This is a genomic window from Bacteroides sp. A1C1, assembly GCF_004328515.1.
Taxonomy (GTDB): Bacteria; Bacteroidota; Bacteroidia; order Bacteroidales; family Bacteroidaceae; genus Bacteroides; species Bacteroides uniformis.
This window is the reverse complement of record NZ_CP036491.1, coordinates 1,390,826-1,414,617: the sequence shown is the minus strand read 5'-3', so window position 1 is coordinate 1,414,617 and position 23,792 is coordinate 1,390,826. Positions and strand designations below refer to the sequence as shown.

Below are 23,792 nucleotides of genomic sequence, written 5' to 3'. Positions count from 1 at the left end.
GGTAAGTTGAATTATATTTACTTTATTAATTTGATTTTGAAATATAATCATCATCAAAACATAATCCCTATTTTTGTAGTATCTGTATATTATTGTTGACTTATATATTCCGTACATTATTTTTTAGTTCCCTCTCCTTATATTGGGTAGGAGAGCATCCCATGTTTTTTTTGAATACTGCGCTAAAATAGCGGGGAGTAGAAAACCCAACCTGATCTGCTATTTCATTCACTGTTAAAGAACTATGCAGTAGTAAGTTGGCGGCATGGTCAATGCGCAACTTATTTATATAGTCATTTGCCCCCATTCCTGTTAACGCCTTTAATTTGTTATAAAGTGAGGCACGGCTCATACCGAGTCTATCACATAAGAAGGGAATACCCATATTAGGTTCATCAATGTTCTCAGTAACAATCTTATTCATTGTATTTAAGAATTTCTCGTCAGCTACACTAAATGTACTTTCTTCCGGCGTTGGTACTGTTTCGTTTCCAATATACTTCTCTTGTATACGCTTACGATTCTTTAATTGGTTATATATAGCCGTGTAAAGAGTGCTTATCTCAAACGGTTTTGTAAGATAGGTATCAGCTCCATTTTTATAGCCAAATACCCGGCTTGCTTCATCATTTCGAGCAGTAAGTAGAATTACTGTGGTATGGCTAATGTCTAAATTTTCCTTAATTTGTTTGCACAACTCATAACCATTCATTTTAGGCATTTGTATATCGCTGATTATAACATCCGGATGCCATTGTCTGCACATCTCCAAAGCTTCTTCACCGTTATAAGCAGTGCGTATATCTTTAAAATAGGGTTTCATAGCACTAGTCAGATAATCAACTAATTCTATATTGTCATCCACTACCAAAATTGTATAATCTCTAGTTTCTGATCTAAAAGTAGACTGGTCAGGTACACTCTCAATGTTTTCTGTAGAAGCAAGCAATTCGTTAAGATAAGGTTGTGGCTGTAAAATAAGCTTGCCAGGCTTAATGTTCAGTGGCAGCTCAAGCCAAAAAGTAGAACCTGCAGAATCAACATTATTAAGTGCACCAACGCTACCGCCCTGCTGCTCTGCCAAAATCTTTGAATACGAAAGCCCTATGCCAGATCCAGGACGGCTGTTTTCACCCTGATAGAAACGTGTAAACAATTTTGAGATATCAATGTCTTTTAGTCCCGGACCTTGATCTGAAATAGAAATCCGCACTCTGTCTCTCTTTTCGGATAGTGAGGTAATAATGTTTATTTCTCCTCCCTCATTACTGTATTTTATAGCATTAATTAACAAATTGGTTATTATGGTGGTACACTTTTCCTTATCACAATAGAATGACTCTATTCCGGCTAACGGGTGACGAGTGAGTGTGATATGCTTCTGGGAGGCTTCGGGTATAAAATCTTCAACTATTTCTTCCAACCATTTTTCCAAATAGGTGCTTTCTATATGCAAGGTACTTTGGCTGACTTCCATTTTACGTACATCAAGTACCATATTTAACAAATTCTTCATACGGTCAGATTGACGAACAATATTCTGCAAGATCCGATAGCTGGCATCTTTAGCAGGAAACTGTTCGATCAGTTGTTTTAAAGGAGCATGGATTAGCGTGAGAGGTGTGCGTAACTCATGATTGATATTTATCAGGAAACGAATCTTTTCTTCATACACTTCTTGCTCGTGCTCCTTCATTGCTAATTTCATTCGATTCTCTTTGCGGCGTAAAATGCTGTAAATGGATAAGCCCACTGCTAATAAAGCAGTCAGTACACACACTAAAATGAACCACCACGTACGATACCAAGGCGGGAGTATGGTAAGTTCGGCAATGGGATAGTCATCTGTCCATTCACCGGAACGGGTAGTGCATGAGGCTGTTATCTGATAGGTACCTGCAGACAGCGTATTCAGTACCAGTTCTGGTAAATAAGAATAAATAGGCTCTTTTTCATATCCTTGCAAATGGTAACAATAGGCTGGTTTACGGAAAATATCTTTATTGTGCGCCTTTATTCTAATTGTTATCGTTCTGCTTTGCTCTGGAATCTTTAAAATAGGCTTCTTGCCTGAAATATATTCCATACGTTCACCGCCAACAAACACATCAGCCAGTTCAAGCACTGGAGGTTCAGAGTGCTCTTTGGGGAGTGTGGAAGCAATGCGTAATAATCCATTTACACTACCCAAATATACATCTCCTTCTGATGAAAGTAAGCGGGGTTTCGGAAGATACTCGTTAGGGGCAACTCCGTCTGGAATACCATAAAGAATAAAGTGCTTTTGAGTGGTCATCCAGGAAAGTAAGCGTTCATTACTGCCAATCCATAATCGTCCATGTTGGTCACTGGTAACAGACATCACTTCATTAATCAGCGAGTTTGAAATATGAGTATACGAACTGTCCTTGGGTGAGAAACAACTCAACCCATAGTTTCCTCCCATCCAAATAATACCTTTCTCGTCAGCAGAAGCTGAATGAATCACGGTATCCCGTTTACAGCGATAAAGGACGTGGAGGGCATTGTCACTGTGATCTATACGATAAATACATTTGGAATCATGCAGGTAAGAAAATGTTCCCTTTACACATATCGGGAGCAACTGCCCTACTATGCCATTTTCAAGGTGGTCTATATGAAAGGGTGTGAATGTTTTTTGTTTCCAGTTATAACTGTATGGACTCTCGGAAAGTAGTAAGATAGTTTCCGGTGTATTTTGTATAAGATTAACCGTTTTACCTTGTTGGCACAATCGGTTGTTAATATTATTATTGACAATAACCAAAGGAGTACAATATCCAGTTTGCTTATTATAGAAAAATATTCCTTTACCAAAGAGTGATATCAAAAGGCGGTTTTTATCAACACCTGTGATAGAGGCAACTTTCTCTCCATATGTAGATGGAATATGGCGAAATTTATTGGTATCGGCATTAAAAACATTCACCCCCCCACCGTCCGTTCCTATCCATATATCCTTCTCATTTTCTCCTTGATAAAGGCTTAATACCGATTTTTCGCTGAGTCCATAATCGGCATTAAGGAGTGCGTCCGCATATAGTTTAATGCCCACTTCCTTGATATTGAACATTCCGCTACGTACGCTGCCAGCCCAAATTCCATTTCCTGGATCTGCATAAAAAGACAAAATAGAATTGCTGGGTAGGGAATAGGCATCCCCCGGAATATGTGTCAATAAATCCATTTGATTGTTTTCAGGATTTAGGATGGCAATGCCTTTGCCGTCAGTACCTATCCAGATATGGTCATCATATTCTGCCAATGCAAGTACAATGTCACTCTGCATTGACGAATTACCAGTATGATAAGTGTGAAGAAGCTTGCCATCCTTGTTGTAACATCGTACTCCTCTACAATACGGAGCCACCCAAAAATTACCTTTAGAATCAGTCAACATCGTAACCATATCACGACAATCAAATGGAACATCGTGTGTGTACCCGGTGCGAATATCTATCAGAAAGGCTCCCATCCAACGATTGGCGGCCAGCAGAGTATGATTGTCAAAACGGTAAAGGTCAGTGATAGGGAATTTTGTATTATTAGAAGTAAGCGAACAGAAAAAAGTGATTTGTTCTGTCTTATAATCATATTTGTATAATTTATCAAATTCTCCAAAAAAGACGCCGTCGTCCCAAAGGCAGATAGAGTTGGCTGATATAGAGTTACCTTTTAAGTCGCATGCTCGATGAAAGGTATCATTGATTACATCATATAGAAAAATCCCTTCGCTACTAAGTGCCCAAATATTATTATTATGGTCTTCCACCAATTGGTCTATATTGCAATTTAAATATTTTTTTAGTTCATATCCATCGAAGCGTCCGATACCGTTTTTGGTACCCATCCAAGCATAGCCTGTACGGTGGCTAACTGTCATGCAATTGACCTGGTAAGAGAGTCCCTCACGGACGTCAATCCGTTGGTATATATATTGCTTGTCATTTAGTTGTTTTCCCCATATAACTATTGGAAATACTCCAATAAGTATAGTTAACAAAATCTTATTCATAGCTTTTTTAAAAAAAAGTAGAAACAAAACAAAAATATTGTTTTTGCCTTAATAATGCAAGCATTCCTATAGATTTCTTCAGTTAACTTCAAAGTCCTTCCTTTATTATATCATCATCTTACTGAAGTTTCATAAGTTTATTAATAGATTGTAGTTAAGAAGTTAAGCTGATACCTTGCAAAACAAAGCATTCAGAGCGTATGTCCAAACTATTGGTTTTAACTTCTTCAAGTTTCGCATGTTGTTCAATTTTTTAGTAGGCAAGGATTCGGCAGATTCGATAAAGGGTGAAATAGTTATTTTTGGAGCAAAAATAGCCATTTCTGCACCTCGTATTCATAGTGGACAGCTACATTTGCAAAAAATATTACATATAACTAACACCTTTGTTAAACGATGAATTATATCCATAAAATTCTTCAGAAAATCTTGGTTGGGATTATGTTTTTAGGAGTCGGCAAGCTGTCAGCTCAAATCACGGTTCCTGAATGGCAAAGCCAATATGCTATCGGTAAAAACAAATTGCAACCTCATGCTTACGTATGGCCTTACGACGAGGCTGCAGATATCCGCCAGGCGGATTATGAAAATTCAGCTTATTATATGAGTCTGAACGGTCAATGGAAATTCCATTGGGTAAAGAATCCGGATAACCGTCCTAAGGATTTCTACAAGCCGGAATACTATACGGGCGGATGGGCAGACATTCAGGTGCCCGGTAATTGGGAACGTCAGGGATATGGAACAGCTATTTATGTGAATGAATCCTATGAATTCGATGACCCGCTGTTTAACTTTAAAAAGAACCCTCCTTTGGTGCCTTATCATGAAAATGAAGTGGGTTCTTATCGGCGAACTTTTACGTTGCCGGTGAATTGGAAAGACCGTAGGACGGTGATTTGCTGTGAAGGTGTCATCTCCTTTTATTATATATGGGTAAACGGACATTTTCTGGGCTATAACCAAGGCTCGAAGACTCCTGCAGAATGGGACATTACTCCGTACGTGCATGAAGGAGAAAACACTGTGGCACTGGAGGTATATCGATGGAGTGCCGGCTCCTATCTGGAATGTCAGGATATGTGGCGTTTGAGTGGCATTGAACGTGATGTATATCTGTATAGTACCCCCAAACAGTATATTGCAGATTACCGAGTGACTTCCACCCTGGATAAGGATACATATACCGAGGGAATCTTTAATTTGGAGGTTGCTGTGGAAGGTATGACCGAAGAGGGGGCAACCTTGTCTTATTGCTTGAAAGATGCTTCCGGTAAAACCATTTTGGAAAAAGAATGTGGGGTGCAAGAAAAGAACGCCGGTAATACGATTTCATTTCAACAGGAGTCCTTGTCCGAAGTGCAGCGTTGGAGTGCCGAAGATCCTAATCTTTATACACTGGCTATTTCTTTAAAAGGTTCTGACGGCGAAATAAAACATCTGACCGGATGTAATGTAGGGTTTCGTACATCGGAAATAAAAGGTGGAAGATTCTGCATAAACGGGATGCCTGTCTTGGTGAAAGGTGCCAATCGTCATGAGCATTCTCAGTTAGGACGTACGGTCAGCAAGGAACTGATGGAGCTGGATGTCCGTCTGATGAAGCAGTACAATCTGAATACCGTGCGAAATTCACATTACCCCACTCATTCGTATTGGTATCATCTCTGTGACCTTTATGGCTTGTATATGATAGATGAGGCAAACGTGGAGTCGCATGGTATGGGTTATGGGGTCGCTTCGCTTGCTAAGGACAGTACATGGCTTCCGGCGCATATGGACCGTGTGCAACGGATGTACGAACGGTCTAAGAATCATCCTGCCATCGTTATCTGGTCACTGGGTAATGAAGCGGGTAACGGCATTAACTTTGAACGTACTTACGATTGGTTTAAATCGGTGGAAAGCACTCGTCCTGTTCAGTACGAACGGGCAGAACAACAGTATAATACAGATATCTATTGTCGCATGTATCGTAGCGTAGAGGAATTGTTGGCCTATGCGCGTCAGGCAAATCCGAAAGTATACCGTCCGTTCATCATGACGGAATATCTACATGCCATGGGGAACAGTGGTGGGGGATTGAAAGAATATATGGATGTTTTCGAGAGTGAACCCATTGTGCAAGGTGGATGTATTTGGGACTGGGTTGATCAGTCGTTTAGAGAAATAGATGCCGACGGAAAATGGTATTGGACGTATGGAGGCGATTACGGTCCGGATAATGTCCCTAGTTTTGGCAATTTCTGTTGTAACGGGTTAGTGAATGCCGTACGGGAACCTCATCCTCATCTTCTGGAGGTGAAAAAGGCTTATCAGTATATTAAATGTACCCTTAAGGATGCCGGAAATTTGACTTTATCCGTAAAAAACTGGTACGACTTTACCAATCTGGATGCCTATATACTGAAGTGGAGCATCGTTGGTGACAATGGTGAAACGATAGCCAAAGGGGAATGTTCTCTAGAGGTAGCTCCCCATGCTACTGCTGAGGTTTCACTGGGAGGAGTACGTCTGCCAGAAAATATACGTGAGGCTTATCTGAATATAAACTGGACTCCCAAACATGCAAGTGCATTCATCGGGACAGATGACGTAGTGGCTTATGACCAGTTTGTACTACCTGCCAACAGCAAGTATCTACCAGCAAAGGCCAAGCTGTCTGAAAAACCGCAAATTCAAATTGACCCGAAAACCGGAGCATTGAAATCATATATGTATGAGAGCCAGGAATATCTCGCCTCGCCTGTGCGGCTGAGTTTGTATCGTCCTGCAACGGATAACGATAACCGTGAAAAGAAAGGTGGGGCAAAAATCTGGCGTCAATCAGGGCTGAATCATTTGGCTCAACGAGCATTGTCGGTCAAAACTTCAGGACGCACCACGTGCAGTGAAGTGGAACTGCTGAATGATAAAAATGAAATCATAGGAACAGCTACATTCGAATACACCATTCGCAGAGACGGAACATTGTCTGTTCAAACGCATTTCGTTCCAGATACTTCGTTTGTCAGTTCGTTGGCTCGTGTAGGCCTGACTTTTGAAATGCCCTACAGATTCAATCGTGTTACCTATTTAGGCAGAGGAGAACATGAAACTTATGCTGACCGAAAACTCTCTGGACGTATCGGTATTTACCATACGGATGCAGAACGGATGTTCCATTATTATGTACGTCCGCAGGCTACCGGAAATCGAACCGATGTGCGTTGGATGCGGGTGGGTGATGAATACGGCAAAGGATGGTCGGTATGTGCAAAAAGGCCCTTTGAATTTAGTGTTTCTCCTTTTACGGATGAAAATATTGATGTTGCAGGACACATTAACAAGCTTGAAAGGAAAGGCACGGTAACTGTGCATTTGGATGCTTTGCAAAGTGGTGTGGGAACGGCTACTTGCGGACCGGGTGTGTTGCCGCCTTACCAGGTTCCGGTAAAAGAGCTTTTGTTTGGTTTTGAAATACGTCCTTTGAAATGATAAAGTGCTTTTGAAGGATTTAATATCTGTTATTTATGAAGAGATTTTTATTTTTTATCTATATTTGGTTTGGCATGAGTCTTGCAGCTGTTGCTCAAGAATCTTGTCCACAGATTATTCCGGCTTTGCAACAGTGGCGTGGAACAGGTGGTACTCTTTCCTTGCCAGTAAGGGGGAACATCGTCATTCGTACAGCTGACGAGGAGGCACTACAGCCCACAGCTCTTATCTTGATTTCAGACTTGAAGGATTTAATGGGGTGGGAGTATACGTTGCGTGTCGGAAAACCCCGAAAAAACGATATTTTTCTCTCTCTCACTTCGTATGATGAAGAGTTGGGGGAAGAGGGGTATCTGCTTGACTTTTCAGGCTATGCTGCAATTAAAGCTCCCGCTGTGAAGGGGGTGTTCTGGGGAACGCGAAGTCTGCTGCAGATTTTATCCAATCATCAAGGTGCGCTCCCTAAAGGCACTGCATGCGATTTTCCCCAGTTTCCCAATCGGGGATTTATGCTGGATGTTGCCAGGAAATTCTTTACCATGGACTATTTGAAGCAATATGTAAAGATATTGTCTTTTTACAAAATAAACGAGTTTCAGATACATTTGAATGATAACGGTTTCCCGCAGTTTTTCGAAGACGACTGGAACAAGACCTATGCAGCTTTTCGGTTGGAGAGTGAACGCTTCCCAGGCTTGACATCCAAGGACGGGTCGTATACCAAAAAGGAGTTCACGGACTTGCAGAGAATGGGTGAGGCCTATGGAGTAAACATCATTCCTGAAATAGATATCCCTGCTCATTCTTTGGCTTTTACTCATTATAAGCCGGAATTGGCCAGTAAAGAATATGGAATGGACCATCTTGACCTTTATAAAGAGGAAACCTATCAATTTGTAGATTCCTTGTTGGATGAATATCTTAGTGGTGACTCTCCGGTATTTATAGGACCGGATGTGCATATAGGAACAGACGAGTATAACAAAAAGGAGACCGAACGGTATCGTTATTTCACTGACCGCTATCTGAAATACGTAGCTAAATATGGTAAGAATCCACGTATGTGGGGGGGGCTGAAATGGCTCCCTGGCAAGACTCCGGTTCAGGCAGAAGGGGTGACCATCAATGCGTGGTCGTATGACTGGATAGATCCGGAGGTGTCTTTAAAGGATGGATATAAGTTGATAAACACTTGTGACACTTATCTTTATATCGTACCCGCTGCTGGGTATTACCGAGATTTTCTGGATCATCAGTGGCTGTATGAAACGTGGTCTCCATGGTTGATGAATAAAAAACTTACGTTGCCCGAAGGTACTCCCGGAGTGTTGGGAGGCATGTTTGCCGTGTGGAATGACAAGTGTGGTAACGGTATATCGGAGCAGGATGTGCATGTGCGCTCTTTCCCGGCTGTACAGGTATTGGCAGAAAAGATGTGGAAAGGCAGTCAAGCAAAGGTTTCCTTTGAGCAGTTTGAGGCATTATGCCGTAGGATGCCCGAAGCTCCGGGTGTGAATCTGCTGGGACGGATTCCCCCCAGTGTACCACGGACGGGGTCAGGTGAGGTGCAACTTACGCCAGAGGGTGAAATGTGTGTGCTCAACGGAGTCGACTCTATTTCCACTGTGTTACAGGAAGTGGGATATCCGTATTCAGTTTCCTTCCAAATTTGTCCCGATCGAAACAGTCCTCACAGTACCATATTGTTCAAGGGACCTCATTCGGTGGTATATGCCAATTGGGAGAACAAAGGCTGCTTGGCATTCAGCCGTGACGGCTATTCATTTGTATTTCATTCCTACCGTCTGCCAGAAGAAGAGTGGACTGACATCCGTATTGAAGGCGATTATAAGGGAACTTCCCTCTACGTGAATGGAAAGTTGCAGGAACGTTTGGAAGGCCGTACCAAGAAAGTATACCGTCGGCAGTATAAGCGTATGGAGTACATGGAGTATCAGGAAACGTTGATCTTCCCCTTACAGTATATAGGAGATGCGTTGAATGGATTTAAAGGTAAGGTTAAAAATGTCGTTTGCAGGCAGTTCTGATAAGAACGTTTGTCGTGGCATTTTTTGCAATAAATTTGGGGAGTGTATCAGCATACACTCCCTTTTTTATTCAGCCTTCCTGCTGATCCATCAGAGTTGTTTATTTTACGGAAAATTTAGGATTTAAGCATTGATAAATAGTGCTTTTTGGACTTATAATAGTGATTTTTGACCCCTTTCACTGGTTCCTATCGCCTACCTTTGTTGCCGTTACTTAAATCAGTTGAAACTATTAAAAACATTCTTTCTGTTTATGTCAATTAGGATTGTATCCATATTGGTTGGCTTTTGTTGCTTGTTGATAGCCTGCACGCCTGAAAACCGACAAAATGATTTTTTATTTGCGGTACCTTCTGGAGTCACTATTAGTGCAGTGTTGCCACAATCCTCCATTAAGCCGACCATAGGCCATGCAGGTGCCTATTATATTCTATCGGTAATAGATCATCGCACTGGAAAGGAATGCTTTCGTCAAAGTACCTATATCTTTAATAAAACAAGGACGCAGGGGATATCTAAACAGAACATTTTGCAGCTCCCGTCCGGACAATATTCTTTTTTGGCCTGGATAGATTACCGTGTGAGTCCTGAACATTCATTTTATGATACTTCCGATTTGGAACGGGTCACAATGATTAAACAGCAAGGAAGAGAAGATATGCAGGCTTATGCAGCTTGTACACATGTGCAGGTGGATGAAAATCAATGGCAGAAGGTAGAACTTTTATTCTATCAGCCAGTATCCTTTTATCGTTTTCTGATAGTTGAGCATGCGGAAAAATATGTCGGAAAAACGTTGCTAATACAGCATGGTGCCTATTATCCGATTGCGTATAATGTGTTGGAAGGCCGATGCACAGCTGCTCTTTTTCGGCCCAAGTGGACAGGGAAAATCTATAGCCTGGAAAATGATAAAGCCTGCTTGTTTGAAGGCGCACAGTTCACAGACTACTTTTCAGCCTGCAACAGCGACTTTCAGCTTTATGTAGGAAATGAAGCAGGATACCTGCTATTTGAAATGAAGCGGGTGAGTGTGCATTTATCTCCTGGGAAAGTGAACGAAATCCAGCTTCGGGATGCAGACTTTCAGAATTATACGGAAGGAGGCATTATCGACGGTGATTTTTCGGGTGATATTGATATAGAAATTTAATTTATTCATTATTCTATAAACCTATAAATCATTATTTGTATTATGAAAGAACTAGTATGGTTAATGTTGGCAACAATGACATTTTTGGGGTTCGGCTGTACTGATGAAACAGATTCAGTGGCTTTGTCAGAACGTACTGTAGTGCGTCTGACTCCCGAAGTGAATGTATCTACTCGTAACCAGGCAGCCCCTCAACAGGTGAACGGTTATCACTTACGTTACATTCTGGAAGCCTACGAACAGGAAGCAGAAGGGACTTTGGGCGCAAAACAGGTCCATCTCTGCCAGACGTCTTCTACTTTCGAATTGGATTTGATGCCCGGCAAAAATTATATATTTTTAGCTTGGGCTGACTACGTAAGCAGTGGGGGGGACAATGCAAATCTGAATAATGTAAATGATGAATTCTACATCACTGCCGATTTGCAGAACGTGTCTATGAATACAGCTAAATGGGCTTTGAACACAGCAGCCAAAGATGCTTTCTGTGCTGTGAAGAAAGATGTTCAGGCAGGTACTCCGGTTGAACTGACCTTGAAACGTCCGTTGGCTATGATGAATATCCGGACGAAAGAACCGGTTGTTAGAGTCAAGTCTGTGCAAATCAGTTACCCTAATGTCTATACTGCCTATAATGTACTGGCTGCTGATGTAGTGGGAAAGGCTAGTGCGCAGACATTTGCAGCATCCGTTTTGACTGGTGACGACAATAATCGCATTGCTTACGACTATCTGTTTGTTCATCCGCTGGCTGATCCCAGCAAATACGAACAAGGCAGTAGTTTGTATAATGTAACTATCAATCTGTTCAGTGTAGCAGAGACAACAGATACACCAGACACATCTTATGAAGTGGAGTTTGTGCCTTTCTCTCCGAACTATCGCACCAATCTTACTTGTTCGGATATTGCAGAATCGGCAGTACAGACACAGGTGAATGTCTCTGTGGATGCAGCTTTTGAAACTCCCGAACTGACAGATCCCAAACAGTTTATCAATAGTTCGTATATCCGTACCAGTTTCTATGAAACTGGCCGTATCTTTACTAAAAGTCTGCAGACTTGCAATGATTTGATTTATCTGGTAGCTAATCCTTATTTTGGTGGCCCTTTGTATTTTGAAATACCCGAGAGTTCTTTCTCTCTCCCAGCTGGTGCTACCTGGATGACCAGCTATGCAGATCGCAAAGGTGTGGTTTCTCTGGATGGAACAGCACAATTGGATGCGAGAGCTGATATCTTGAATAAAGCAACCGGTGAGTTCCCGAAATTCACATTTGCTACATGGGTGTATCTTGATGAATGGCATGCTGGCTCTTTCCTTTTTAAAAAACAGAATGGAACCAACGCCCCTAAGGTGGGCTTGAAATTGGGTGAGAGCGCAGGGCAGTTGATATTCTTTGTGGATAATACGACTCACACCTATACTGCATCCTCCCTGCAAACCGGTGCCTGGCATCATGTGGCACTGGTACATGATGGAGTAGCCAAGAGTACAGAACTGTTTGTGGATGGGGGATCAGCTGGAAAAGTTGCGGTATTTCCGAAACTTCCGTTTATGAATGCCTATTTTAATATGTATTTAGGTACTGAGCTGAGAGGCAAACTGGACGAAACTTTCTTTAGCATGTTGCCGATGTCGGCTGCAGAAATCAATGCGGTCAAGACTGATGGGCTGAACTTTAATAACTGGAACCATACTAAGGTACAGGCTTACTGGAAATATGATGAAGAACAAAATCCCGGAAAGGATTCTCATAGCTGGGTGACTATCATGGAAAACATTCGCCAGAAGTTGGTCGGTAAGGATATCAAGTTTCGTCTAGGTGTGTCTGGCGGTGATTGGGCTGCCATGATAGGCAATGCTAACAACCGTACATCATTTGCTAAAAATATCAAGACTGTGTTAGACAAATATCAGTTGGATGGGGTTGACTTGGATTTTGAATGGGCGTCTACTACTGACCAATTTACCAATTATAGTTTGACGATTCAGGAAATTAGGAAAGTGATTGGTTCAGATTATCTGTTTACAGTTTCCCTGCATCCCATCTCTTATAAGATAACTTCCCAGGCAGTGGCTGTTTGTGATTGGATTTCATTCCAATGCTATGGTCCGAAAGCTACAGAATTTCCTTATGAGAATTACACCAGTCATCTGCAGGCTGCTGTTAATTATGGCATTCCGGCAGAGAAGCTGGTGCCAGGATTACCTTTCTATGGCACCAAGAACTGGAATTCAGGTGGTTCAGAAGGAACGGCAGCCTATTTTGATATGGTAAAGGAAGGTTCCGTCAAGAATACAATCGATGATCAGGTAATCCATAAAGGAACCACGTATTATTTAAACAGTGTATCCACTATTCAGAAAAAAGTAAGATATGCGCTTGATCGGTATATGCACGGTGTGATGTCATGGGATTTGGCTACTGACTGCGACTATGATAATTCGCTTTCTTTGCAGCGTGCAGTAGTAAACGAGATCAAGAAGTAACAGGACCTTTGTATTTCTAAAAAAAGTATAATATTTTTATTGCTTGCTTCTAGGAATATGTCCGGTTTTTATCTGTGTTCAACACAAAGAGCTTGCCCTTGAACTTAAAACTGTTTCAAAGTTTTACTACACATGTGAAGGGGATGAGATTTATTCTTAATTCTTTAGAAATGCTGTTTTAGTGATTTTTGCTCTGATGCAACTCGTCTATAGCTTATTTTGCGGTAGAAAAATCACTTAAATCTGTATTAATCGAATGAAAAAAATCATATCTACTGTTTTGTCATTAATTTTTGCCTTGTCGATGTTTGTACGATTTTTTGTATTTTTGTTTAAATCGCTATAAATGAGATTGATAAATAAGTAATGGATACGGTATTTAGATTGGTTTTTGTAGTATGTATAATCCCGTATGTGTTCATGAACTTTCCTAAGGTTATAGTAAATGTTACCTCCATTTGTAATTTCAGACTAAGATTAATGTTAGGAAGCTATTTCTGTAGCAAAAAACGGCGTCTTGCTGTGACAGTATAACAATTATCAATATGCAAAAACAGAATGGTATGACAGTGATATAATAGAAGCCATGAACAATTCCGTACGGAAAAATAGTCGTGAATGAATCGAATTTTTATAGTGGAAAGTCGGTCAGAAACAGATTCAACAGATTGTGCAGGCAGTTCTGATAATGATACTGACTATGTTCCGTTTAATGAAAATGATACGATTGCTGTGGACGAAGACATATCGCATGAATATTTTAACAATCAAAAGCGCTATGTAGCCAGCCAGGTGTTATCAAAAGAACCGGAAAAAGCTGGTGAAAAGTTGTTGCGTGGAAAAGTCTGGTTCGAGATAGCAAATTATAAAGATGAATTCTATATTACTGTGTATTATGAAAATTTATAAGTTTATAAGTATGGGGTTGTTAATGAACTTGAGCGTTCAAGCCCAGACTACGCAACCACCTTTGTATTACTGGTTTGATACTCCTACAACATTAAACGGAAAGGCTGTATGGTATGGCAGAAATCCAGAATTATGGAAGAATAAGAAACCCATTTCAGCAGGAGACCGTGCTAAGAATCCGGATGCAGAATGGGAGTCTGCATCCTTGCCTATTGGGAATGGTAGTATAGGGGCTAATATTTTAGGGTCGATAGAAGCAGAAAGAGTTACCTTTAATGAGAAGACATTATGGAGAGGAGGACCGAATACCAGTAAGGGGGCTGCCTATTACTGGAATGTGAACAAGCAGTCAGCTCATATTTTGGATGATATTCGTAAAGCTTTTATTGAAGGAAATCAGGAAAAAGCCGAACGATTGACCTGTCAGAATTTCAACAGTACAGTTCCGTATGAATCCTATAAAGAAGAACCTTTTCGATTTGGGAACTTTACAACAATGGGAGAATTCTACATCGAAACGGGGCTTAGCAGTGTAGGAATGAGCCGATATCGACGTGAATTATCTCTCGACTCCGCTCGTGCAATAGTGCAATTCCGCAAAGATGGAGTGGAGTATAAGCGTACTTCCTTTATATCTTATTCAGCTAATGTTTTAGTGATGCGTTATAGCGCTGACTGTCCAGCCAAGCAGAACTTGACATTCAGTTACGCACCTAATCCTGTCTCAACTGGCACATTGCAGTCCGAAGGAAAAGATGGTTTAGTATATCGCGCCAGATTGGACAACAATAACATGGAGTATGTAGTGCGCATGAAGGCTTTAACACAGGGTGGAACTATTACAAATGCCCATAATCAGCTTCGTATCGAAGGGGCTGATGAAGTCGTTTTTTTGGTTACGGCTGATACTGACTATCTGATTAATTTCAATCCAGACTTTAGCAATCCAAGAGCGTATGTGGGAGTGAATCCGGATGAAACGACAGCTCGCTGGATGAATGATGCAGCTAAACAAGGATATGAGACCTTGTATCAGTCTCATTATAAAGATTATATTGCGCTATTTAATCGTGTAAAACTTAAGTTGGGAAACTCGACGGAATTTAGTGATATACCGATAACCCAGCGCTTGAATCGTTATCGCAAAGGTCAAAAGGATTTCTATCTAGAGCAACTATATTATCAATTCGGACGATATCTACTGATATCAAGTTCTAGGCCAGGTAATCTTCCTGCGAATCTGCAAGGTATATGGCACAATAATGTAGATGGTCCGTGGCGTGTAGATTATCATAATAATATAAATTTGCAGATGAATTATTGGCCGGCTTGCTCTACTAATTTAGAGGAGTGTATGTGGCCGCTCATCGACTTTATACGTACCTTGGTTAAACCTGGTGAGAAGACAGCCCAAGCGTATTTTGGAGCTCGTGGATGGACAACTTCCATTTCAGGAAATATTTTTGGTTTTACTACACCGTTAGAAAGTGAGAAGATGTCTTGGAACTTCAATCCGATGGCAGGACCTTGGTTAGCAACACACATTTGGGAATACTATGATTACACCAGAGATGAAAAATTTCTCAGAAAAATAGGTTACGAATTAATAAAAAGCAGTGCAAATTTCGCCATGGACTATTTGTGGAAAAAGACTGATGGCACCTATACAGCTGCTCCATCAACTTCTCCAGAGCATGGTCCTATAGATCAAGGGGCAACGTTCGTGCATGCAGTAGTTCGTGAAATCCTTCTCAATGCGATTGATGCCAGCAAAGTATTGCAGGTGGATGCCAAAGAACGTAAGCAATGGAAGCATGTATTGGAAAAGTTATTTCCTTATAAAATTGGACGCTATGGCCAGCTGATGGAATGGTCCAGTGATATGGATGATCCGAAAGACCAACATCGCCATGTGAACCATCTTTTTGGCTTGCATCCCGGACATACGGTATCACCGGTAACTACTCCTGCACTTTCTGCAGCTTCTAGAATTGTGCTGGAACACCGTGGTGACGGAGCAACTGGTTGGAGCATGGGTTGGAAACTTAATCAGTGGGCACGCCTGCACGACGGTAATCATGCTTATAAACTTTTGGGGAATCTTTTAAAAAATGGAACATTAAACAATCTTTGGGATACGCATCCACCTTTCCAGATTGATGGAAATTTTGGTGGTACAGCCGGCATTACGGAAATGTTGCTTCAAAGTCACATGGGATTCATTCATTTGCTGCCCGCTCTGCCCGATGTTTGGAGTGACGGTTCTGTTTCCGGACTTCGTGCCCGTGGAAATTTTGCATTGGATATGTGCTGGAAAGATGGAAACCTGCAACAAGTTGACATAACTTCCTATGCGGGAACACTTTGTACATTGAGATATCAGGATGCTGTGCTGATTTTCAAGACCCAAAAAGGGAAAACGTATTGTGTATCCTATCAGAATGGTTGTTTAATTTTAGATAAACGATAGATTTCTCTTATCCGTATAAGTAAAGTTTATGAATTCTTCTTCTAGTTGAAAATGAATATAATCCCGATGAAATGGACACAAATGCTTCATTTCAGAAGTTTTGAATTCTCCCCAAAAACGAAATGAAAATATAGTGATTTTTAGACCAATTAATAGTGATTTTTGTACTTCAATTTTAGGATTGTTTTGCAATTTTGCAGCGTTAAACAATAACATTTATTTAAATTTAATTCTATGAGACAAAGACTTCAAAAGGTGATGCTTATGATGGTGCTATGTCTGTTGGCTGTAACCACAGCTTTCGCTCAGGCCATTCAAGTGAAAGGTATCGTGTACGATGTTAATGGGGAAACGATGCCTGGTGTAAACGTACAAGTAAAAGGTGCCACTACTGGTACAATAACCGATGTTAATGGTAATTATACTGTTTCTGTTCCAAATTCCAATTCTGTATTGGTGTTCTCTTTTATCGGATATGCTATGCAGGAGATAAAAGTAGGTAACCGTGCTAATATTAATGTAACGTTAAAGGATGACCTTCAGCAATTGGATGAAGTAGTGGTGGTAGCTTATGGTACGGCTCGTAAAGGCGACTTGACCGGTGCGTTGACCACTATGCGTCCGGATGGCGATGAAGCCATGAAAGCTACTTCTATCGATAACCTGTTGGACGGTAAGGTGGCTGGTTTGGTGGTAAATACTGCTTCGGCTACACCTGGTGCAGCTTCCTCCATCACTATCCGCGGTGCCAGCTCCTTGCGCGGCGATAACCAGCCTTTGTATGTAATTGATAACATACCGCAGGCCTCTACCGGTGAATTTGCCTCTTCCGGTATCTCCGGTGACTTCCAGATAGCCCAAGACCCTTTGGCTTCTTTAAATCCCGCTGACATTGAAGATATTACTATTTTGAAAGATGCTTCTTCTACTGCTATCTACGGTTCTCGCGGTGCTAATGGTGTTATCTTGATTACTACTAAGAAAGGTAAAGAAGGAAAGGCCAAGATAAGTGCTTCAGCTAATTTTACGATAGCTGAACCTTCTGAACTCCTAAATATGATGAGTTTGCGCGAGCATGCTTTGTATCGTAATTCCCGTCAGGCAGATGAGAAGAACTGGCAGTTCCACTTTGTCGGTGATGAAATACGTTATGTATTCGGTGATGCAACCGGAGCTTATGATCCCAACAAACCGGAATCTTATCACGTGCTGACCGAACGCAACTGGCAGAAAGAGATTTATCAGACCGCATTTTCTCAGAACTACTCTGTTTCCGTGAACGGTGGTACCGGCAAGACTACTTATTATATCTCAGCCAATTTCAAGGATATTGAGGGAACGGTGAAGCAGACCGGATTGAAACAAGGTGATATACGTGCCAATTTGAATGCCGAACTCTCTAAAGCTGTTTCTCTCCGTCTGTCATTGGCTGGTTCGCTGCGCCAGAACGATATGATGGCCGGTGGTAATACGTTGGGTGGTTCTACCGGTGCAGTCTCTCGTACGGCTTTGGACTATGCTCCTTATGAAATGCCGGAGGATGACCCTGCTTTTGATCAGGAAGCCAAGACTACCGTATTCAGTTGGCTGAACGACTACGTGGATTTGGCGGATGACAAGACTTTCAATGCCAGTTTGGATTTGACTTGGAAAATCAACAAATTTCTGCGTTACAACCTCCGTAGCGGTGGTAATATCAATATGAACGAGCGCAAGCGTTGGTATGGATTGGAACTTTATCAAGGTATGAACAACCAAGGTTACCTAGCTATCTCTAATCTGGATAAGAGTAACTACTCGGTGGAAAACCTGATTATGTATAATACAAAACTTGGTTCTTGGGGACATTTGGATGCTACAGCCGGTATGACTTATGAAGATTATAACTTCTTGAACAAGAATGTGGTAGGTACTAAGTTCTCTATCATGGAACTGCGCGAAAACGGTATGCACATGGCCGGCTCACGCGAATATCAGACACCTATCCAAAAGGACTATCAATTGCTGTCTTACCTGGGACGTGTAAATATCAATTTGTTTGAAAAGTACTTGATTACTGCATCTATTCGCGCCGATGGTTCCAGCAAGTTTGCCAAAAGCAACCGGTGGGGGTATTTTCCATCTGCTTCTGTTGCTTGGCGGATGGAACAGGAAGAGTTTATGAAGGATTTGAAATGGTTGAATCAGTTGAAAGTTCGTGCCAGCTATGGTGTAACCGGTAATCAGAGTATCAATCCCTATTCTACTTTTGCCATGTATGGTGGTGGTATTATTATCTATGCTGACAAACAAGGTAATGCTTTGAATACACTCACTATCACAAACTTGGCTAATAATAGTCTGAAATGGGAAAAGACAGCATCCTGGAACGTGGGTGTGGATTTTGGATTGTGGAACTCACGATTGAGCGGTACCATTGATGTCTATAACAAGAAAACTACAGACTTGCTCATCAGTCGTGACCTTCCGGGCTCAGCAGGTTTCACTTCCACTTATTACAACCAAGGTTCGTTGACCAATAAGGGCGTGGAATTCTCACTGAACGCCCGCATCGTCGACCATAAAGATTGGAAATGGAATGTGAGCGGAAATATAGGCATCAACAAAGGAGAGATTGGTGATTTGGGTATGTTGCCCGGACAGTTTGGTGCATTGGGCGAAAGAGTGGGTTATCTGGGCAACTCTTTGGGAGACCACTTCGGTGTAGGTCATATCTTCCTGGCTGGTGAAGCTCCGGGACAGTTCTACGGTTATGTGACTGATGGTATCGTGCAGACAGAAGATGTAGTAGAAGGAAAGGGTATCCGTTATACCAAAGCCGATGGTACAGAAGGGTATTATAAGACCGCAATGGGGCAGACCTTGAAGGCCGGTGATGTGAAATTTGTAGACAGAAATGAGGACGGTGTGGTGGATGATAAGGATAAAGATATCATCGGCAACCCCAACCCAGACTTCACCTATGGTATCCAAACCAGTCTTTCTTGGAAATCGCTGACTTTGAAAGCAGCTTTCAACGGTGTGCAGGGACGTGACATTCTTAACACCGGTAACCGTTATGTAAACACGCCGGGTATGAAGTCCAACAATATCACTTCGGAAGCTTATCAAGGCATGTGGACGGCAGAAAATCACAGCAATCTTTACCCCTCTGCTAATTTTGAGGTACAGAACATGATTATGGATCGTTATGTAGAGGATGGAAGTTACTTCCGCTGCTCAGACATTACCTTGAGCTATACTTTGCCCAAGAAGTTGATTTCCAAAATCGGCATGAAGAATATGTCTGTCTTTGCCAGTGTAAAGAATGCCTTTATCATCACAGATTATAGCGGCTATGACCCAGAAGTAAATAGTTTCGCTTTCGATGGTCTCCGTCCGGGTGTAGATATGAATTCTTATCCTACGCCGCGTTCTTACATCTTCGGTTTGAACCTCACGTTTTAATCTCATAGAATTAACAACTTAAATGATAGAATAATATGAAGAATCTTAAATATATTGCTTTTTCTTTTCTGATCGCCGGAAGTTCAGTGTTTACCGGCTGTTTGGACGAAGAGCCTCTCTATTCTCAAAATAATTCGGTGATTTTCAGTACCGAATCCAATGCTAAACAAGCCTTGTTGGGCTGTTATGGTTATATGGCCGCTCCGAATGGCTATGGACAGCAGTGGCAGGAGCTGCCTATCAGTGCTTCCGGCTTTGGATGGACAAACCGTAATTCTGGAGAAGACCCTAATGTTAGCTTGAATGTAATGACCTCCAGCACGCAGGTGGATTATGCTTGGCAGGGCATGTACAAAGTCATAGCCGAGGTAAATGCTTTTCTGGATAATTTAAATAAAAGTAATCTTTCTGATGATGTAAAAAGCAAGCTGGGAGCAGAAGCTCATTTTCTGCGAGGCGTTGCTTACTACAATCTGGTAGCGCATTTTGGTGATGTCCCTATGCGTACTTCAGCATCTTCTTCGGATGGTATCGCCATGCCGCGTACGCCTAAAGAACAGGTGTTCGGATTGATAATCGATGATTTCAAGGCTGCGCTGGTCTTGCCTGAGACTCCCAACGACGGTTATGCCACTGGATTGGCCGCCAAAGCTTATTTGGGAAAAGTATATCACAAGATGGCCTGTCTGGACATTGACAAGCAGGCTAACTTGACCAATGCCAAGGCTATGTTCGATGAAGTGTATGGCAAGTATCAGTTACAGCCTAAATTTGCAGACTTGTTTGTAGACCATGTTAATGGTAGCAAGGAGTCCATCTTCCAGTTGAACTATAATGCAGAATCTACGCTGGTGTTCAATCGTGCATGTAACCGTTTTGCCCCAGCTCATTCCAACAGCGGTATAGCTTGGGGTACGTATAAGACCACCAAGGCTCTTTACGATTGGATGCGTGCCACCTATCCCGGTGACCCCCGTATTGCAGTAAGTTTCCTTACCAGCTGGCGGCAGCATAAAAATAATCAGGCCAATGACGTGCCTCAAAAGGGTGACAAACCTTGTGCCAATGATTCTACCTACTCTTATCCCTATATTACTTATAAGGTGAAAGGTGTTTATGTAATGAAGAATGGCAAACCTGTTATGGAAAGCGGTAAGCCCCTTCAGCAGGATTTTGTAGCGGAATTGCCTTATGCAGATATGGCAGACCCCTCCAATCCTTCTATCGCTAAGTTTGCCGATTATACTAAACAGGCCAAGGAGATGAACACGGGTAATATTCCTTTGACAGGTCAAGCATTGAAAGACTCCACCCGTTTGGCCCGGATTGGTGAAAGCGTAAAAAAGGATTATGCTGCTTCCGGTAAAGAGCATGCATCTCCTTATTTCGGAAAGATGTTTGATAAGAAAGCTACGGGTACACGCAGCCACAAGAACTTGATTGTCTATCGTTATGCGGAAATGCTACTCTTGATGGCTGATGTATATAATGAGTTGGGCAATAAGGATCGTGCCATAGAACTGGCTAATGAAGTGTTGAAACGTGCTCGTCAGTCAGTAGCGGGTGCTAAAGAGCCAGCTGACTGGCCGAAGAGCCTGACACAAGGGCAAGTAAGAGAGAAACTTTACTATGAACGTATCTTCGAGTTTGTAGGCGAACCCAATATGTATGACATGGTTCGTTTGAAAGGAGTTGATTTCTTGAAGAAAGCTTTGGAAAAGCATAATAACCATGAGATAACCAAGGAATCCGCGAAGGTTTATCAGGAAACGAAAAACAACAAGCAGGATCGTCTTTATAATGAAGTGGAAGGTGGGGCTTTGACACCAGATTTTTTGAAGAAGAACCTGTTGTTGCCGATACCTCTGTCTGAAATCAATTATAATGAAGGTATTACTGTCGATCAGAACAACTTCGGTTACTAATATTGGAATATGAGCAGCAACTGCTGCTGGCTATACTAGAGGCATGGAGTGTAAATTCATTCTGTGCCTCTTTTTTGAGGTGTGTTTTCTGGTGGAATTTGTCGTGTACTGAAATGGGAGAACAGCTATAATAGTGATTATTGGAGTTTTTATAGTCAATATAGGGCTATTTCTACGTAGGGAGCTGGCTACTTTTGCAAAAGATTTCAAAGACATAGTATGTATTAACCATAATTTGTAATTCCAATAGTATGAAAACTTCACATCTGATCTTATCAATAGCAGAGCTAACTACAGTGTCTCCCTTACTTGTATCTTGCCAACATCAGCAGGAACAGAATACCAAACCGTATAATATTGTGTATATTATGACCGACGACCACACCGCTCAGATGATGAGCTGTTATGACCGTCGTTATGTACATACTCCCAATCTGGATCGTATCGCATCCGATGGTGTACAGTTTACCAACAGTTTTGTGGCGAATTCCCTCAGTGGACCCAGCCGTGCCTGTATGTTGACAGGCAAGCACAGTTGTAGCAATAAGTTTTATGACAACAGTACCTGTGTCTTTGACGGTACTCAACAGACTTTTCCGAAGATATTGAGGGAAAACGGCTATCAGACCGCTCTTATCGGAAAATGGCACTTGGAAAGTCTTCCAACCGGATTTGATCATTGGGAAGTTGTTCCCGGCCAAGGTAATTACTACAACCCTGATTTTATAAATATGGATAATGATACCATTCGCAAAAAGGGGTACATCACGAATCTTATTACAGATATGAGTATTGATTGGATGGAAAATCAGCGGGACAAGGATAAACCATTCTGCCTGCTGATCCATCATAAGGCTATCCATAGAAATTGGTTACCGGAAATCAAGAACCTGCCGCTTTATGAAGACAAGGTTTTCCCGTTGCCAGACAATTTCTATGATGAGTACGAAGGACGTGCGGCTGCGGCTGCGCAGGAAATGAGCATTGCCAAGGATATGGATCTTATCTATGATTTGAAAATGCTCAAGGAGGGGAAAGATTCACGTCTGAAAAAAACATATACATGGATGCTCAGTCGTATGGACTCGCTGGAGCGCAAGCAGTTTGAAGATTTCTATGCTCCTATTACGGAAGATTTCTATAAGCGTAACCTGAAGGGAAAGGAATTGGCGGAATGGAAGTATCAGCGTTATATGAGAGATTATATGAAAGTGGTAAAGTCGTTGGATGACAATGTAGGAAGGGTGCTGGATTATTTGGAAAGTAAAGGAATGATGGAAAACACCTTGATTGTTTACACCTCTGACCAGGGATTCTATATGGGTGAACACGGATGGTTTGATAAACGCTTCATGTACGAGGAGTCCATGCATACGCCGCTGGTTATGCATCTGCCGAAGGGCTTGAATGCCAAAGGTGAAATACACGAAATGGTACAGAATATAGACTATGCACCCACCTTCCTGGACTTAGCCGGTATTTCCGTACCTGAGGATATGCACGGAGTGTCTTTGCTGCCGCTTCTAAGAGGGGAACATCCGGTGGATTGGCGCAAAGCCTTATACTATCATTTTTATGAATACCCGGCAGAGCACAAGGTTAAACGCCATTACGGAGTGCGGACTGACCGTTTCAAACTTATCCATTTCTACAATGATATTGATGTCTGGGAATTATATGACCTGATAGAAGATCCTGCAGAAATGCACAATTTGTACGACAATAAGACTTATGAGTCTGTCGTAGACAGTTTGAAGGAAACCATGCTGCAATTGCAGGAACAGTACGATGATCCTGTACGCTTTTCGCCTGAACATGATATAGAATAACTTTT

General features: G+C 41.8%; 10 protein-coding genes. 9 read left to right on the top strand and 1 reads right to left on the bottom strand.

The annotated features are described in order from the left end of the window. Positions 1-100: 100 nt before the first annotated feature. A complete protein-coding gene (locus tag EYA81_RS05965; protein ID WP_131225492.1) occupies positions 101-4,036 on the bottom strand; it encodes a response regulator in 3,936 nt (1,311 codons plus the stop codon). Between the two features lie 441 nt (positions 4,037-4,477). Between EYA81_RS05965 and EYA81_RS05960 the strand changes: the two genes are divergently transcribed. From EYA81_RS05960 to EYA81_RS05920, 9 genes are all read left to right on the top strand, one after another. Next, entirely contained in the window at positions 4,478-7,513 is a 3,036-nt protein-coding gene (locus EYA81_RS05960) for a glycoside hydrolase family 2 TIM barrel-domain containing protein (protein WP_242672411.1), read from the top strand. A gap of 35 nt (positions 7,514-7,548) precedes the next feature. Further along, complete coding sequence (locus EYA81_RS05955) at positions 7,549-9,561, top strand: family 20 glycosylhydrolase (RefSeq protein ID WP_131225490.1); 2,013 nt, start codon at positions 7,549-7,551, stop codon at positions 9,559-9,561. A 223-nt stretch (positions 9,562-9,784) separates the two neighbouring features. Then, positions 9,785-10,714: a DUF6562 domain-containing protein gene (locus EYA81_RS05950; RefSeq protein ID WP_165491356.1), complete on the top strand. Its 930-nt coding sequence runs from the start codon at positions 9,785-9,787 to the stop codon at positions 10,712-10,714. Positions 10,715-10,756: 42 nt separating this feature from the next. After that, on the top strand, positions 10,757-13,207 hold the full coding sequence (locus tag EYA81_RS05945) for a glycosyl hydrolase family 18 protein (RefSeq protein ID WP_131225488.1): 2,451 nt from the start codon (positions 10,757-10,759) through the stop codon (positions 13,205-13,207). Positions 13,208-13,825: 618 nt separating this feature from the next. Next, a complete protein-coding gene (locus EYA81_RS05940) occupies positions 13,826-14,116 on the top strand; it encodes a hypothetical protein (RefSeq protein WP_131225487.1) in 291 nt (96 codons plus the stop codon). Continuing rightward, positions 14,103-16,586: a glycoside hydrolase N-terminal domain-containing protein gene (locus tag EYA81_RS05935; protein WP_370293365.1), complete on the top strand. Its 2,484-nt coding sequence runs from the start codon at positions 14,103-14,105 to the stop codon at positions 16,584-16,586. The genes EYA81_RS05940 and EYA81_RS05935 overlap by 14 nt, the downstream gene beginning before the upstream one ends. Positions 16,587-16,820: 234 nt before the next feature. Further along, positions 16,821-20,033, top strand: a complete 3,213-nt coding sequence (locus EYA81_RS05930) for a TonB-dependent receptor (RefSeq protein ID WP_131225485.1) — start codon at positions 16,821-16,823, stop codon at positions 20,031-20,033. 35 nt (positions 20,034-20,068) lie between these two features. Then, complete coding sequence (locus EYA81_RS05925) at positions 20,069-21,958, top strand: RagB/SusD family nutrient uptake outer membrane protein (protein ID WP_131225484.1); 1,890 nt, start codon at positions 20,069-20,071, stop codon at positions 21,956-21,958. 251 nt (positions 21,959-22,209) lie between these two features. Next, positions 22,210-23,787: a sulfatase gene (locus EYA81_RS05920; protein ID WP_131225483.1), complete on the top strand. Its 1,578-nt coding sequence runs from the start codon at positions 22,210-22,212 to the stop codon at positions 23,785-23,787. Positions 23,788-23,792 lie beyond the last annotated feature (5 nt).